The sequence below is a fragment of the Chelatococcus asaccharovorans genome, from assembly GCF_003201475.1.
Lineage (GTDB): Bacteria > Pseudomonadota > Alphaproteobacteria > Rhizobiales > Beijerinckiaceae > Chelatococcus > Chelatococcus asaccharovorans.
On sequence record NZ_QJJK01000008.1, the window covers coordinates 360508 to 376003 of the forward strand.

At 63.6% G+C, this 15496-nt stretch carries 10 protein-coding genes, 1 tRNA gene and 1 other annotated feature (1 of these 12 cut by a window edge); of the genes, 7 read left to right on the top strand and 4 right to left on the bottom strand.

The genetic code is table 11. The annotated features are described in order from the left end of the window. Window positions 1–102: 102 nt before the first annotated feature. Window positions 103–1008, top strand: a complete 906-nt coding sequence (locus tag C7450_RS20535) for a LysR family transcriptional regulator (RefSeq protein WP_110376391.1) — start codon at window positions 103–105, stop codon at window positions 1006–1008. Window positions 1009–1226: 218 nt separating this feature from the next. Next, the gene (locus C7450_RS20540; RefSeq protein ID WP_110376299.1) at window positions 1227–2153 is read left to right on the top strand and encodes a LysR family transcriptional regulator; all 927 of its coding nucleotides are present in this window, start codon (window positions 1227–1229) and stop codon (window positions 2151–2153) included. Window positions 2154–2218: 65 nt separating this feature from the next. Here the strand turns inward: C7450_RS20540 and C7450_RS20545 are convergent, their stop codons facing one another. After that, window positions 2219–2884, bottom strand: coding sequence for a GntR family transcriptional regulator (locus tag C7450_RS20545; RefSeq protein WP_170147341.1), 666 nt, complete (start codon window positions 2882–2884; stop codon window positions 2219–2221). 138 nt (window positions 2885–3022) lie between these two features. On the opposite strand from C7450_RS20545, the gene C7450_RS20550 reads away from it, so the two are divergent. Both C7450_RS20550 and C7450_RS20555 read left to right on the top strand, forming a co-directional pair. Then, entirely contained in the window at window positions 3023–3487 is a 465-nt protein-coding gene (locus C7450_RS20550; protein ID WP_110376301.1) for a hypothetical protein, read from the top strand. 6 nt (window positions 3488–3493) lie between these two features. Continuing rightward, window positions 3494–4033 carry a cucumopine synthase-related protein gene (locus C7450_RS20555; protein WP_110376302.1) on the top strand — a complete coding sequence of 180 codons (540 nt, stop codon included), beginning with the start codon at window positions 3494–3496 and terminating at the stop codon, window positions 4031–4033. Window positions 4034–4508: 475 nt separating this feature from the next. Here the strand turns inward: C7450_RS20555 and C7450_RS20560 are convergent, their stop codons facing one another. Both C7450_RS20560 and C7450_RS20565 read right to left on the bottom strand, forming a co-directional pair. Next, a complete protein-coding gene (locus tag C7450_RS20560; protein WP_110376303.1) occupies window positions 4509–8078 on the bottom strand; it encodes a YadA family autotransporter adhesin in 3570 nt (1189 codons plus the stop codon). Between the two features lie 422 nt (window positions 8079–8500). Further along, complete coding sequence (locus tag C7450_RS20565) at window positions 8501–11947, bottom strand: ATP-binding protein (protein ID WP_170147342.1); 3447 nt, start codon at window positions 11945–11947, stop codon at window positions 8501–8503. Between the two features lie 495 nt (window positions 11948–12442). Here C7450_RS20565 and C7450_RS20570 point away from each other — a divergent pair, with 495 nt between their 5' ends. From C7450_RS20570 to C7450_RS20580, 3 genes are all read left to right on the top strand, one after another. Continuing rightward, window positions 12443–12862: a phasin family protein gene (locus tag C7450_RS20570; RefSeq protein WP_110376305.1), complete on the top strand. Its 420-nt coding sequence runs from the start codon at window positions 12443–12445 to the stop codon at window positions 12860–12862. A 393-nt stretch (window positions 12863–13255) separates the two neighbouring features. Further along, window positions 13256–14278, top strand: a complete 1023-nt coding sequence (locus C7450_RS20575; protein WP_110376306.1) for a phasin family protein — start codon at window positions 13256–13258, stop codon at window positions 14276–14278. A 312-nt stretch (window positions 14279–14590) separates the two neighbouring features. Continuing rightward, a tRNA-His gene (locus C7450_RS20580) sits at window positions 14591–14667 on the top strand. 156 nt (window positions 14668–14823) lie between these two features. Here C7450_RS20580 and C7450_RS33630 read toward each other — a convergent pair. Further along, window positions 14824–15039, bottom strand: a complete 216-nt coding sequence (locus C7450_RS33630; RefSeq protein WP_146227421.1) for a hypothetical protein — start codon at window positions 15037–15039, stop codon at window positions 14824–14826. Between the two features lie 440 nt (window positions 15040–15479). Continuing rightward, window positions 15480–15496: a sequence feature (sul1 is cis-regulatory element that is thought to sense ions involved in sulfur or methionine metabolism; They are found in Alphaproteobacteria), on the top strand; it runs 40 nt beyond the window's last position.

A 15496-nucleotide genomic window follows, 5' to 3' on the forward strand; every position in this document is an offset into this window, starting at 1 on the left:
CAATCCCCCGACTATTGAACAACTCTAGCCTATTCGAAAGCCTTTGACAGGGCGCATAATCAAGACGACATTATTTCTCTTTTGGAAATAATGTCGCAGGCCATGGATCAGTTGGGAGACCTCGATATCTTCGCCCGCGTCGTTGCCACGAAGGGTATGTCGTCGGCCGGACGCGAGCTCGGTTTCTCCGCTGCCGTCGTATCGAAGCGCATCCGCAGGCTCGAAGAGCGGCTTGGTGTCCGGCTGCTGCAACGCACGACGCGGCAGATCAGCCTGACCGAGGCTGGCCAGGGCTTCTACGAGCGGGTCGTATCCATTCTCGCCAGCATCGAGGAAGCCGAGGCCTGGGTGGCGCGCGGCAGCAGCGTCGCCCGCGGCGTGCTGCGCGTCTCGGCGCCGACCTCCTTCGGCCGGCTGCATATCGCGCCGCATCTGAAGGCCTTTCTCGACCGCTACACCGCCGTGACGGTCGATCTCGACCTTTCGGACAGTTTCGTCGATGTCGTGGGCGAGGGCTTCGACGTGGCCATCCGCATTGCCGATCTCGCCGATTCAAGCCTTGTCGCGAAGCGCCTTGCGCCCAACAACCGCGTGCTCTGCGCCACGCCGGCCTATCTTGCCCGCCACGGCGAGCCGCAGAGCCTCGCCGATCTCGCCCGGCACACGCTCCTTGTTCACAACGCCGACCATTGGCGGCTGTCCGGCCCTGATGGCCCCGTGACCGTCCCGATTTCAGCGCCCTTGCGCACCAATTCGAGCGAGGTGGTGCGGGAGGCCGTGCTCGCCGGGATCGGCATCGCGCTGCGCTCCACCTGGGATATCGGGCCGGAACTGCAGGCCGGCCAGCTCCAGACCGTGCTGCCCGACTACGGCGGGTCGCATCGCGTCGCCGTCTATGCCGTCTATCCCAGCCGCAGGCATCTCGAGCAGAAGGTGCGCGCGTTCATCGATTACCTCGGCGAACTCTACGCCCCGACCCCTTATTGGGACCAGGGGCTTGCCCGCTGATCGCCCAAGGCCGCCATGGTCGGCGAGGATGCCGCGGTTTGCGAGGACGCGCCAATTTTGCCGGAGAACAGCAAGGCGTGCACTTCACTTGCCGCCTGTGAACCGCGGGTGCTAACGACAAGGACGCCCCCGTTACAAAGGCAGGCTCGTGCGGTGCCAGTTGCCAATGACACATCAGCGCCGTGAAGCCTGCCCCTCGTCGGAGTTAGGACATCAACTTGCCTGAAGCCCAACATCTGCGTTGGAATCTCCGCCACCTGGCCTATGTGGCTGAGGCGGGAAAGGTGGGGAGCATTGCCGCGGCGGCCGAAAGGCTGCAGGTGTCGCAGGCTGCCGTAAGTGGTGCGATCAACAACATCGAGGAGATGTTCGGGGTCCGCATTTTCCACCGACAGCCTGGCAGGGGCCTCAGCCTCACGCTCGCCGGCACGACCTTTCTCGTTCAGGTGGAAACGCTTCTCCAGCAAGCCAAGCGACTTGAGGAGTCGGCGGCACTGCTGTCGACCCGGCTATCCGGCACGATCCGGCTGGGCTGCTTCCCCACCGCCGTGCCCCATATCGTGCCGTCGATCATGGAAGGCATGAAGAACAAGTATCCGGCGATCTCGCTAGAGCTTCATGAGGCTACGATCGCCGAACTTGTCGAATTGCTGAAGCGCGGCACCATCGACGTGGCGCTGACCTACAACTTATCTCTCGATGATAGCGTTACCTTCGAGCGGCTTTTCTCCGTGTATCAGCATGTCGCGCTGTCGGATCACGACGATCTCGCGCAGAGGGATGTCGTTAGTCTGCGCGACCTCGCACAAAAGCCAATGATCCTGCTCGACCTGCCGGTATGCAGGGAACGGATTCTGGACGCTTATCGCACTCTGAATCTCAAGCCGAAGATCCACTTCCAGACCGCATCCACGACCGTCGTCGAACGGCTCGTCGCGTCGGGCCAGGGATATGCGATGCTGGGATTCCGTCCGCAGCCGAACACCTACGACGCGACCGGGCGCATAAAATTTCTGCGGCTGACTGAGCAGCTTCCACAGATCGATTTTGGCCTGGCGCTCGCCAGAAACGCCAAGCTGTCGCGCGCATTGGATGCGTTTCTCGGCCTCGTGCGCAGCCGGTCTCCCAAGTGGAGTTTTTCCTGATCAGAGGGCTGCCGCCCAAAGCGTGTCGAGACGGTGCACCGCTATACACTTGTCCCGGAATTGTTTTAGCGCGCACGCGCGATATTGACACCGACATGGCCGAGATGGCGCCTCATCGCGTCCGCCACGTCCTGCGGCGTCCCCGTCCTTGCGCTTTGCAATATCTGGTCGTGGTCGATCAAATATTGCTCGATGTGAAGGGCTGAGGGAAAACTTTCCAGGGACAGGTTGAACAGCCTCTCCCGCGTCATGTCCACGAGAGTGCGCAGGTAATCATTGGCATTGCGCTCGAGAAACCGGGCGTGAAACTGGCGGTTCAGCGTCTCGAACGTCTCGACATCCTTGTCTTGAAGCGCCTGCTTCATGCCGTCCTGGAGGACAGTGAGATCGTCGAGATCTTCCAGGAGATGCTCGCTCTCAGCCCATCTCGCGACGGCAAAGGTTTCGAGCAGCGTCAACATCTCGAGATGATTGCCGATCGATTGTGGACTGGCCTTTGCGACGATGACGCCGACATTCACCGTACGCTTCACCAGCCCGTCGCGTTCAAGCTTGTAGAACGCTTCCCGGATCGGCGTCCGGCTGACTTTGAAGCGCGCAGCCAGATCCAGCTCGACCAGTTTCTCCCCGCCTACAAAACGTCCCTCGAGAATGTCCGACCGCAGGACCTCATAGACCTTTTCATGCTGGGCCGATGACTTTTTCGCACGCCGCGGCGCCTGGGTGACCATCGCTCTCTCCTGTCTGTCAGCCAGGAGATAACAGCCTTGCGCACAATCGCAAGACATGTAAGGCTCAATATTGCATGCAATTTTTCATGCAATATAGAGTGCGAAGCTCCAAAGAGCGTTTCGGATGCGAGCGATCTCATGACCCACTTGATCGAAATATCGACGAACCAATCCCGGCACAGCGTCACTGCGGCCCTGCGCCTCGACCTGCCGCAGGACGTGATCGATACGTTCCTGGCTGCGACGGAACAGCCGCTGCGCATGGCTGTCGATCACACCATGTCCACCGGCGACTATTTTCTGTCACGCGGCCGGCCACCGCGCCACCCGGTGCAAGCCGGCTCCCAGGCAACGCCCTTCGGCGGCGTACCGGTGCTTCTGAGCCGGCTGAAGGCCGGCGATGTGCTCTATTCCGGCGGCAACGACATGTCCTTTGCCTATGGCCCGCACATTACCGAACCGCTGGTTGCCCGCGGGCCCGTCCTCGCGCGCGTGCCCGTAGAGCAACTGGATGCGTTTTGGACTTTCGGGCGCGATGTCTGGGAAGCGTCATACCGCAAGCATGAGCTCTCGATCATCACCGTCGTCCGCAAGGGAGCCTGAAAGCAAATGGGAAAGCACTGGACCGAAGTTAAGGACGCGCTCGAAGTGGAAATCGACCGCATCTGGTGGGATGAACCGGAGGAAGTGCGCATGGCGCGCAATCTCGACTTTCCCAGCGGCGCGGGCACTGCGGGTCAAGCCCTCGGCAATCTGTTCTTCCTGGTCTGCGACACGCAGGCGCTCGGCTGGTGGACGGCTGAGCCTGCGATGAAAGCAGCCCTCGCCGACCCTACCTTTGACGTCGAGCAGTGCAAGCGCATGTGGACATACATGAATGTGCACATGGCCAAGCTCATGGGCGACATCGACCCGCCGACCTGCCCGGAACCATGGCTCAACATGCCGAAGCTCGTTGCCTATTGCAACGACATGGTCGAGGCGTTTGAGAGCATCGAAACCAAGGAAGAGCTGGCTGACCTCGTCTGGAGCTGGTGCAACTACGTGAACCGCCTCAACAAGTGGTTCTTCCTCATCTTCCCGTGGCATCTCGGTGACCAGTTCCCCGTCAAAGGGCCCAAGACACCGCGCCAGTCCGACTACCGATAGCCGTTTAGGACAGGTCGAAAATCAGCCGTTCGCGCCCGAAAGACACCAAGGTCTCGCCGGGATCCGGGATGGAACTGCGCCCTCAGGGAGGCGGGGGCTGCACCCCTTCGATCGACGCGCGGAAAAGGCACGAAAAAAGGCACCACTTGCCCATTGAACCAGCATGGTCGACATCGCCCCCCTGGACACAGGCCTGAAGGCTGTCTGAATCATCCAGCTTTCCAAACTGGCACGCTGGTTGCTTTCGCTACAGGTGAAATCTGAGGGGAAGCGGCCAACGCTTCAGACAAAGAGGGCGACCATCTGACCGGGATGGTCGCCCTCATCATTTCATGTCGCATGATTCCATGTCGCATGCCCCCAATTGCAAAAAGAGCCGGGCCTCGCGGCCGCGGCTCAAGTTGTTTTCGGTAGCGCCAGAATAACGAAAGCCCGGAGGCATGGCCGCTCTGACGGCCATGCCGGTCATCCAGGTTTAGAACTCCATGGCAACGCCGACACGTCCCACATGCTCCTTGCCGCCGCCATTCGCATAGCCGGCATGGATCATGACAGGCATCGCCGTGTCGAGGCGATGGGCGACGCTGACGCCGAAGCCGAACTCGCTCCGGTAGAAGCCCGTGGACGCCGAGATCGTCGTCTTGCCGGGGGCCGATGGGGTAAGCGCCGGTGCCAGTGCGGCCGTGGCCGCGATGCCGCGCCGGGCTTCCTTCTGGATCGTCCTGGTCTCGCTATACAACTGGCTGACATTGACCGCATCCGTGGCCAGAACGCCCGCGGCGACATTGGTGACGCGACGCTCCGCACCCGGTGCACCGACGGAGACCGTATTCGGGGCATCCGCCACCGAGCCGGCGCCAAGGGCAACCGAGTTCGGCGCAGTCGCCTTCACCAGGGAATTGGCACCGAGAGCCAGCGAACCGTCAGCCTCGACGCGGGCATTGCGGCCGAAGGCCGAGTCGTTCGGACCAGCCGCATAGGCACTGTGGCCAACGGCCGTGCCGCCCTCACCCCGCGCCTGCGCGTTATAGCCGACGGCAACCGAGTAATTGCCGCTGGCCACCGATTTTGCACCCAACGCTGTTGCCTGTATGCCCGTGGCACTCCCCGTGCCGTCGCCGCCGCCGATCAGGCTGCGCACCTGGCCGACCGTCGCGGCGTCGGTATCGCCGATACCTTCCGCCACATTGGTGATGCGGCGCAGGTTATCTGCCGAACCCACCGAGACCGTATTCGCCTCGTTCGCCACCGAATTGGCGCCGAGGGCTACGCTGTTCTTCGCGGTCGCCTTGGCATGGGAGCCGACGGCGGTTGCCTTTTCGGCGGTCGCCTCCGCGCCGTGGCCAAGAGCGGTGGTGTAGTCGCCGACCGCCTTGGTGTTGATGCCGTTCGCCCAGGCATCCGTGCCTTTGACCGTGCCGGCGACGGACTGCCCCGTCGACAGGGCCGCGATGGTGTTGTTCAACACCGTATACTGCCGGAAGTTGACCGCATCGGAGTCTTCCGTACCATCGGCCACGCCGGTGATCCGTGTCGCGATCGAGCCGGTGCGATAGGCCGAGTAGGCTTGACCACCCTTGGCATTGGTATCGAAGCGGATCGTGTTCGACAGCTCGGCATTCGTTGTCGTGATCTGCTCCTTCACCGCGTACAACTGGCTGCCGACCACGACTTCGTTGCTCGTCGCGGACACATCACCCTCGGCGACACCGATGATCTTTACCGGGACAGGATTGCCAGATCCGCTCGGTGCCCGGGCGGCATTGAAGGACATAACGCTATTGCCCTTCGCGTCCTTGTTCAGGCCATAGAGCAGTGCCCCGTCGAGTTTGCTTTGCACATCCGTATTGACCGCGCCGACGGTGGTATCGACATATTTCTTGTTCGATGCATCGTAATCGTCCGTCGGATCCGCCACACCGGAGATGCGTGTACGAACGCCTGAGCGCAACGCGGAGTAGGATCCTCCGACATATTTCAGGGCGTTGCCATCGAGCGTGTTGAAATTGGTCGTCAAGGAGCCCAGATCGGTCTTCAGCGTATCAATGCGGGTCTGTTCGACCTTCAACTGCTTGAAGTTGACCGCATCGTAATCGGCAGTGCCTTCGGCCACATTGACGATCTTGCGTTGCTGGGCCGCGCTGCCCACTGACACCGTGTTGTTGTCACCCGCGACAGACCCGGAGCCGATGGCCACCGCATTGGTACCGGACACGCTCGCTCCCGCGCCGATCGCCACGCCCTTGGTGGCCGCACCTTCGACGTTTGCACCATCACCGATACCGACGCCGGACGTCCCGTTGACGGTCGCCGCGCGACCGATCGCGACCGCATTGGCCTTGCCCGAGGTTTTGCTGCCGATGATCACCGCTTCGGCCTCGGCCGAGGTGCCGCCGGCATCGGCGCCGATGACGACGCTGTTTGCACCGCCGCCGTTCGATCCGCCGGCATTCTGGCCGATGCCGATGGCACCGTCCGCCGCTGCCTTCACGCCGGCGCCGAGAGCGATGGCCCCCTTGCCTGAGGATGTGCTCTGACGGCCGATGGCTACACCGTCGGCTACGGAAGCCGAAGCCGACGTGCCGATGGCGACCGCATCCTTCGCCGTCGACGAGGCATTCTGGCCGAGAGCGATACCGCCGTCGATTGTCGCCTTCGCACCGAAACCAATCGCCGCGCTGCCTGTCGCGCCGGCATCCGCATTCTGGCCAAGCGCCAGCGAAGATTGGCCGGACGCCTTTGCACTCGCACCGAAGGCAGCCGCGCCAGCGCCCGAGGCCGTCGCCTTTCCGCCGACGGCGGCGGCATTCGCGCCCGTTGCCTGTGCGCCCGAGCCTGCCGCGACCGAGTCCTGCGACGAAGCATTGGCATTATAGCCCAAAGCAACGGCGCTTTGACCCGCCGCAGCCGCCAGATTGCCGAGGGCGCTCGAATTGAGCTGCGACGCCGACGCGTTGCCGACAGCCACCGCCCCGTCCAATGGAGCCTTGGCATTGTGGCCTACGGCGACGGCGTTCTCCCCCAAGGCTTGGGCCGACTGACCGATCGCCACGCTCGCCGAACCGTTGGCGTCGGTATCGACGCCGACCGCAACCGCGCCGGTACCGGCCTTGGTCGAGCCCGTATTCGGCGAGACCACAAGGCCGTTGCCGCTCGTCGTCTGCACCTTCACATTGTTGAGAATAGAGGTCGTGAGGAAGTTCTCCCCCGTCACGTTGATCTTGGCCGTCGCGCTCGAACCAAGAACCTGGACGGAGTTGACCGTCGAATTATTGATTTCGGCGCTGGTGGCCTTCAGGTCGGTGACGGTCGCGTCCTTGATATTGGAATTGTCCAGGACATTCGATTTGCCGACCAGCTTCAGTCCGGTCGATTGCGACACCGTGCCGTCGGTCACCTCGACATTTGTCACCTTCGAGCCGGACACCGTCGAATTCGTGATGCTGGACGTCTCGACCGTCGCGGTCTTCAGGCTCGATGGACCATCCAGGGTAAGGGTGGAGCCCGCCTGGCCCGTGATCGTCGTATCCTTCACGGTCGCGTTGTCGACGATCGCCGTCTTCAGCGAGGACGTCCCATTGAGATTGAGCGTCGAGCCGCTCGTTCCGATGATCGATGCATCCTGAACCGTCGAATTCTTGACCGTTGCCTTCGTGAGCGATGATTCACCGTCGAGGTTCAACTTGCCGCTGTTGCTTCCGGTGATCTCGGCATCTTTTATCTTTGAGGTTTCGATCGTCGAGGTCTTAAGGGTCGATGTGCCATCGAGGGTCAGATTGGCACTGCCGGTGTTGGTAAGGGTCAGCGCGCCCGTGTAGCTGACCGCAGCTCCATCACCCTTGATATTGGCGTTGTCGAGCTTCGATCCGTTCGTCTTATCGGTCACGGTGAGCAAGACGTTATCGCCGTTCTTGTCCTTACCTGTGACGTCCACGAGCGGGCTTTGCGCCCGCGCTTCCGTAGCCGTCAGGGCACAGGCGAGCGTGACGGCACTGACACCGCCAAGCACAACTGCAGCACAGCGCAAGAAAACGGGACGTCTCATATTTCCATCAATTTCGGCTTTTGCGGGCTTAATTATGCCGCGCCGCGCCAAATAGGCCTCTGAAATGGCTGCCACTGAAAATCTCCTGTTCTTCTAAAATTCGCGCAAGAAAAAACTTACGAATTACTGGCTGCATCACCGCCATCACACATCACGCGCAACGCATGGAGAGAGCGCCACCGACCGGCCGCGCACGCCCGAACCCTCCCGGGGCGGGGGTTGGAATCAACAAACGCATACTGGAATGATGCGACATTGATCTATGATCTGTAGATCAGCGTGGTGTTTTGCGCCCCAGGCGGCGCATCCGGTGCCGTGCCCCCAGCCGGCAGAGACTCGATGCAAACTTGCCACACGAAAAATCTATCCGGCAGTGCGGACACTTAACCCACTGCCTGCAAATCCCGGGAGGCAGGCTTTGCCTATTCGGCGAGGACGCGGGTGCGTGGCAGCACGATCTCCACCAGCGTGCCTTCGCGCTTGGCGCTGGTGATCGACAGCGCGCCGCGGTTGGCCTCGACGAGGGCCTTGGTCAGCGGCAGGCCTAGCCCCGTGCCGCCGTGGCGGCGGGCGGTGGCGAGCTGGCGGAAGGGCTCAAGAGCCTGCTCGATCTCGGCGACCGACATGCCGATGCCCGTGTCGCGCACCCGCAGCGCGATCTCGCCCCGGTCCGTCAGCGCGGTGGAGACGATGACCTGGCCGCCAGCATCGGTGAATTTCACCGCGTTCGAGAGGATATTGAGCACGACCTGGCGCATCGCCCGCTCGTCCGCCACCACCGGCGGCAGCTTCGGCGCCAACGACGTGCGCAGCACGATGCGTGAGCGACCGACCTGCGGCTGCATGAGGGCGACGCAGCCTGCCACCACCTCGTTGAGGTTGACACTCGCGAAGTTCAGGTCGAGCCGTCCGGCCTCGATCTTGGCGAGATCCAGAAGATCGTTGACGAGGCTGATGACATGCCCGCCGGAGACGTGGATGTCGTTGAGATATTCCTTGTAGCGCTCGTTGCCGATGGGGCCGAAGCGCTCCTCCTGCATCACCTCGGCGAAACCGATGATGGCATTCAGCGGCGTGCGGATCTCATGGCTGATCTTGGCCAGGAAGTCGGACTTCTGGGCGCTCGCCTCCTCCGCCGCCTTCTTCGCCTTCATCAGGTCGGCTTCGGCCTTCTTGAAGGCCGTCATGTCACGGGCGACGACGCAGAACTTGCGATTCGGCGGTTCACTCACCCGGCCCATGGTGATGGTGAGCGGGCTCAAGCCCCCCTGGCGCACCCGGCCGACGACCTCGCGCCCATCGTTCATAACGCTGGCAACGCCGCCCGCCTTCAGCCCTTCAAGATAGTCGACGGCCACGACGTGGCTTTCCGGCGCAAGCAGCAGGGTAAAGAACTCGCCGACGACATCGCCTTCGTCATAACCGAACAAGGCCTCTGCCGAGCGGTTGAGGGAGAGAATGCGGCCGGCATCGTCCAGGATGATCACGCCGTCGGTCGCGGTATCGAGGATCTGGCTGAGCTCGCGCGCCTGCCCCTCGTGCAACACGAGCTCGCCCTCGAGCGCGTGGATTCGCTCCGCGATCTCGGGTTCCAGCGACCTGCGAAACGACAGAAGCGTGGCCGGCGCACCGTTCCATTCCAGCGTGGTCAGCCTGGCATCGACAGCAAGGTCATCCCCATTGGCCGCCTTCAGCGCGATGGGTGCGGCGCCGTCGCCGACCTGCGCGCGGCTGGTGAAGAGATCCCACAGGCCAACCGCCGCAAGGCCGGTGATGTCGGCATAGCCGAGGAAGTCGAGCAGCGTGCGGTTGGCATAAAGGATGTCGTCGCCTCGGCTGACAAGGATGCCGATCGGCAGCTTGTCCGTCAGCGGGGCGAAGGACGGCCGCTCGCCGACATAATTGATCGCGCGCGCGCCTTTGCGGTCCTGCGCACGGACTGCAACCGTATCGGTGACGGGCCGCTCCGGCTTGCCGTCGGCTGTCGCTTCCGGAGCCCCGTGTTCCGACGCTCGCTGTTCCTCAGTCTGCGGCACCTCTCTCGCCGGAGACTGAGGCGGTGGCCCGGCTGGCTGCGGGCCGCCTTGCGCGGTCTGGCCGCCGGGATCCTCCTCGCCAAGGTAGCGGGCGCCGAGCGCCCGTGCGATCTCGCGGAAGGCGTTACGCTCATTGGTCGAGAGGGTCGGGCGCTGCGGCGGACGTCCGTCCGCCTCATCTGCCGGATCCCTAACGGTCTCCACCACGCGCAGCGGCACAACCTTCGGCGTCCCGAGCGTGGCACGCACCTGCCCACGCACCGGCGCGAAACTGCCCGCGGCCTCACCCACGCCCTCTGCGGGGGCTTGAGGGGCGCTGTCGGTCGCGCCTTGATCATTGGCGGGAGGCTCCGTCGGCCGCACCGGCGCGACACGGGCCTCGCCGACCTGCTCGCCCTCGCCGCCTGCATCCAGGGCCGGAGCAGCGTCGCCATGGGAGGCTGATCCTCCGGCCTCGCCATCGGATACCTCAAATCGCTCTTCGCGCGATACGCCGTCCTCGGCGACGACCGCCTCCACGGCCGACGTTTCGTCAGCGGAGGCCTCGACAACGGGACCCGACTGGGCGATCCCGTCGTCAGGCGCGATCTCGCTGCCGGGGTTCGGCGGTGCGGCGGGAGCCAGATGCGGCGCGGTCGGTAGCGCCGCCCCGCCCACCGGTTCCTCGGTCGAGGGAGTCTCGGCCGAGGGGGGTTCGGTCGAAGGATTTTCGCTCGAGGGGATTTCGTCCCGCACCGCTTCATCGAGCGGTTCTTCGTGCTCCGGCGCGTGATCCAGCGGCGCCTGATTCGGTCCCTCATTCTGAAGGGCCGATTCGGTCGCCTCGGTTTCCGCGGCCACCGTCTCGACAGGAACGACCTCCGGCTGATTCATCCCCATCGTGTCACGGACCGCCTGAGCGGCTGACACATCCGGCGCGACGATTGCAACGGTCTCGCGTGCAACGGTCTCGCGAGGCGGGCCGTCGGGGGCGAAAGCCTTCGGCGGCACCGAGGTGGTATCGGCCGCCCGATTCTCACGCCCTGCGACGGGCGGCTCCACAGCCTCCGCATCCGGCATCCGCGACGTGGCCGCCGCTGCGCCAGCGCCAGCTTTCCCAACGCCTGCCGGCACGGCAGCGCGCAAGGCACCCGGCGGGCGGGCGTCCTGAACCTCCGTGTCCTCCGTCCTCGCGTCTTGAAGCTTCGCGTCTTGAAACGTCTGGTCTTGCACGTCGCCGAGGCGGCAGAGGCCGTAGCCCTGGAAGGTCGCCTCGCCGTCAGCGGTCACAAGCAAAGCGCCGAGTTCCACGGGAAGAAGCGCCTCGCCCTCCCCGACCTGCCACAACACGGCGCAGCGGGGCCAGGTCTGACGGCGCGCCAGGGCCGCGGCAACGCATCCCTGCGGGTCGCGAACGACGCCGCCGATCAGTTCATCCCAACGCCGGCCAACGATATCGGCCGCATGCCCACCGACCACTGTCGCGAGTTCCGGCGAGACCCGCAGGAGGCGGCCCGTCGTATCGGAGGCCCAGACGAAGCGCAGGCTGCGGCGCGTGCTGGCCAATGTGCGGATCTGGGTCAACAGGTCGGGGGGCTGCGGGGACACGACCGCCGCCGGTTTGGTCTCCGCCATCGCGACCGACGCGCCCTCAGGCTCGGGCTCCAGCCGGGAGGAACTGCCAGCCATGGCCCTTGGCAGGGCGCCAACAACGACCGTGACGAGCAGCTCCTGGCCATCGGCCGTCGCAACGGGGCGACAAGCCAGCGTCACGATGTCGCTCTGCCGGCGGCTGTTGACGCGCCAGCGCTCGAGGCGCACCCCATGCGCCGGCAGAGCGGTGGCGAGGCGCATCAGCCGATTATGCGTTTCGGGTGTTGGTGCCTGCGTATGATCCTCGGTGAGAGCGGCAACAAGCGGCCTGGCCTCGGCGGAGGCCCATACAACACGGGACTTCGCCATCGACCATACGATTACAGCCGTCCTGGACTTCAGGAACGGCGCCAGCGATGTGTCTCGCCGTAGATCGGCTATCACCGCGCTGAACTCCCTCAACTCAGCCTTGTTCCGTCCTGATACCGATCGCGCCATACGCTCGATAGCTAACGAAGCCTTAATAACAGGCGCTGCCCCAAGCCGTCACGACGCCCAGCCGACCTATCCGCACTAACCTGATGTTAGTGTTAATGCGGCGGCTGGCAAGATGGCATAGTATGGAAGACGGTTTCCTTAAGAAGGCTGATCAGCACAGAAGAAACGCCTTCCCGATGCCGTCCCGCACCTTGCGCTTGTGCACTGCAACATGTATATTGCGCCGCACAATCTCATGCAAATTCCAAGGAGCGTATCATGAGCCAACCGAATTTCCCCCATTTCGAGATCCCTGCGGAGTTTCGCCAATTCGCCGAACAGGGTGTGGAGCAGGCACGCAAGGCTTTTACCGGCTTCCTCGATGCGGCCAACAAGGCGGTCGATACATTCGCGGCACCGAATACGTTCAACGGCGGCGCCGGCGACGTCACGCGCCGCACGTTGGCCTATGCCGAGCATAATGTGACGGCGGCCCTGGACCTCGCGCAGAAGCTTGTGAAATCCAAGGATGTCAGCGAGGCCATGAAGCATCAGGCCGATTATCTGCAGTCGCAGGCCGCATCTCTGCAGAACCAGCTCAAGGATTTTACGGCTGCGGTCCAGAAGGCTGGTGAGGACGTGGCAACGACGGCGACCAAGGCAGCAACCCCCAAGGGCGGAACGTCCAAGGCCGGTTGATTCTGCGCGCCGGGCGCTCCGACAGGATCAGCGCGCGAATTCGACGTCGTGTTCGAGCATCGGGTCTGCTCGACCCGAAGGTTCGCGAAACGAGCGCTACGGCCCCTTCCCGGAGCAAGCCCGCGGGGTGAGGTTTCCGGTCCGAGGATTCGAGCGCATAGCCGCATGGCCTGCCCTTTCCTTGGTCTGCTTCCTCCCCCCTGGAAGGCCGGCCTATGCGCATAGCCCGGCGCCGCATGCCCGGCTCAGATTCAGGCTGCCAACTCTGGCGACAGCAAGTCGGAAACCAGAGTTGGCTTTATTCACTTATCGGTACGGCGGACGGCGAGGACGCGGGAACGACAGCCCCGGTGTCGTGGCACCATGATCCACTCGCCATGAGGAGTTGCACCTATGGATAAGCGCAAGACCCCTGGCAAGACGACCACAGGCAAGACGACCCCTGGCAAAACGGCCCCCGGCAAAACGCTCCCGGGCAAGGCCGCGAATGCCGATGCGACGCCTGTGAGTTCCAAGCCGCCTCAGCCCCAGGCTGTCGGGTCGAAAGCCCAATCGCATAAGACAGAGCCAGCCCCGGCGATCGCGGCCAAGGCTGAAACCACGGCTTCCGTGCAGGGCCTCCCCGCGCAATCGCCCGTGTCGCCGACGGCCAAAACGCCGACCGATGCGAAAACCGAGGCCAAGGTTTCCGCACCGGACGTGGCACAGCCGGCGCCCGCTGCAGCAAAGGCTCCCGAGGCGCCGAAGTCATCCAAGGCGACGGCTGCCCCGCCGAAGGCTCTCGCCGAAAAGGGGCCAGATGCCGCCGCCAAACCCGCCACGCCGGAACTGACCGCGCCAAAGCCGGCTACGCCGAAGCCGGCAGCGCCGGCCGAAACTCCGCACACGACGCATGCCGCGATCGCAGCCCAGGCAGAAGCGACCCTTCGCCAGACCGAGGCACTCTCGAAGCTTGCGGAGGAGGCCGTCGCAGCAACCCTCAAGACCGCACAAGCCGCTGCCGCACGCCAGAAGCCGGCCTCGAAAAACGGCCCCGGCCACGAAGAGGCATCCCCTTTTGCCACGATTGCCTCGAGCGGCCTGGAGCAGGCCCGCCAGGTTTACGTGACGGCGCAGGAGCAAAGGGACAGCTGGAACCGCAACATAATGGCCAACGCCAATGTGGCGAGCAAGGCGGCCAACGAGATCAACGGCAAGATCCTTGACCTGGTGCGCAGCCAGACGGATGCGACCTTGGGCTTATGGCGCTCGCTGATCGGGGTCACCTCCGTCGCGGAAGCGGTCGAATTGCAGACCCGCGAATTGCGGCGGCAGTACGAGGATGCGACGGCCCGGGTCCGGGACATCGCCGAGACAGCAACGCGCTACGCGCATGACGTGGTGACAACCGCCAAGGGCGACAGCAGGCATCCGTAACCCGGCCCGGCATGGGGCTTCCCCATGCACAGGACCTGTGGATTATCAACGCCGCCTTGCCGGACAGAGTGACCCATGGCCGGCGCGACGGGACCGCATTTGCACAGGATGCGTGCCCGAAGCTGCGTCACGATGCGCTTTAACATACGGAAAAGCATTTACTTTTTCCCATATCGGGATTCATGTGCGACGGTCGGCCCGCGACCGTCGAATTCCATCTCACGTGGATCTTGCATTCGCGCGTGGTTGCGCATAGTTTCCCGCTCGCTGATGGACATGCGCGCCGGTATCCGGTGCATATCATGGATCTGCGCAGCTGTAGCTCAGTTGGTTAGAGCGCCTGATTGTGGATCAGGAGGTCCCCCGTTCAAGCCGGGGCAGCTGTACCATCCGCCAAGGGGGGCATCCCTCAGCCCCACGCATCTATAATCGGCGGTCGGCAACTGCAGGCGCCGCTTTTGAATGCGCCGTTCGTGACAGCCGCCCCTCAGACTCATGCCGCGCGCGCCGTCGAGGGACGGATCGCGCCTACGCCACCTGCATCATTACTGATTGGCAGCTGGAGGCGCGCTCGCATCCGGCTTTGCTGCGGTGGCGCGCGCCTGCACCCGATCGAACAGCGTGAGCGCGGCATCGACGCAAGCGCGCATCGTCTCCTGCGCGTCGCAGCGCACGGCGAGGCGCGTGTCCCCGCTGCGGATCACGAAGGCGCTGCCGCCGCGATTGCGCATGCCACCCATGCCGTTCCGCATGCCACCCATGTCATTTCCCATGCCGCCTCGCATGGCATGCATCGAACTGGGACGATCGCCCCGGGAGTCGCGGTCACCGCGGTCTGCGCGGTCGCCCATTGCACGGTCGCCCATGTCGCCACGATTCTGGCGCCACTCTCGGCCGTGAGACCGATAGTCGTCCCGCCAGCCGCGACCGTCGCCATCATAGGACATATCCTGGGCCAAAGCCGGCCACGCTGTAAGGGCAAGAAGAGCTCCAATCATCAATGGAGTGCGCATCGATGGAGACCGCATAGCAAACCCTCCCATAGGCATTCATGTTGATTTCACATTGATTTCACAGCCCGACCAGCCGGGTTGAGATCCACCGTCTCGATAGAACGCCCGATACAATCGGACGGTTCCGCAGAATTGGCGCGTCCCTGCAATAGCAAAGGCACAGCATCTGTTGCTGCGCAGGCGTATTCGACGGGACCGGTGAAAA

Excerpts from the sequence above, each read along its gene's own strand:
- C7450_RS20535 (WP_110376391.1), top strand. The coding sequence starts at position 103 with ATGGATCAGTTGGGAGACCTCGATATCTTCGCCCGCGTCGTTGCCACG.
- C7450_RS20545 (WP_170147341.1), bottom strand. The coding sequence starts at position 2,884 with ATGGTCACCCAGGCGCCGCGGCGTGCGAAAAAGTCATCGGCCCAGCAT.
- C7450_RS20550 (WP_110376301.1), top strand. The coding sequence starts at position 3,023 with ATGACCCACTTGATCGAAATATCGACGAACCAATCCCGGCACAGCGTC.
- C7450_RS20555 (WP_110376302.1), top strand. The coding sequence starts at position 3,494 with ATGGGAAAGCACTGGACCGAAGTTAAGGACGCGCTCGAAGTGGAAATC.
- C7450_RS20560 (WP_110376303.1), bottom strand. The coding sequence starts at position 8,078 with ATGAGACGTCCCGTTTTCTTGCGCTGTGCTGCAGTTGTGCTTGGCGGT.
- C7450_RS20565 (WP_170147342.1), bottom strand. The coding sequence starts at position 11,947 with ATGCGCCTCGCCACCGCTCTGCCGGCGCATGGGGTGCGCCTCGAGCGC.
- C7450_RS20570 (WP_110376305.1), top strand. The coding sequence starts at position 12,443 with ATGAGCCAACCGAATTTCCCCCATTTCGAGATCCCTGCGGAGTTTCGC.
- C7450_RS20575 (WP_110376306.1), top strand. The coding sequence starts at position 13,256 with ATGGATAAGCGCAAGACCCCTGGCAAGACGACCACAGGCAAGACGACC.
- C7450_RS33630 (WP_146227421.1), bottom strand. The coding sequence starts at position 15,039 with ATGGGTGGCATGCGGAACGGCATGGGTGGCATGCGCAATCGCGGCGGC.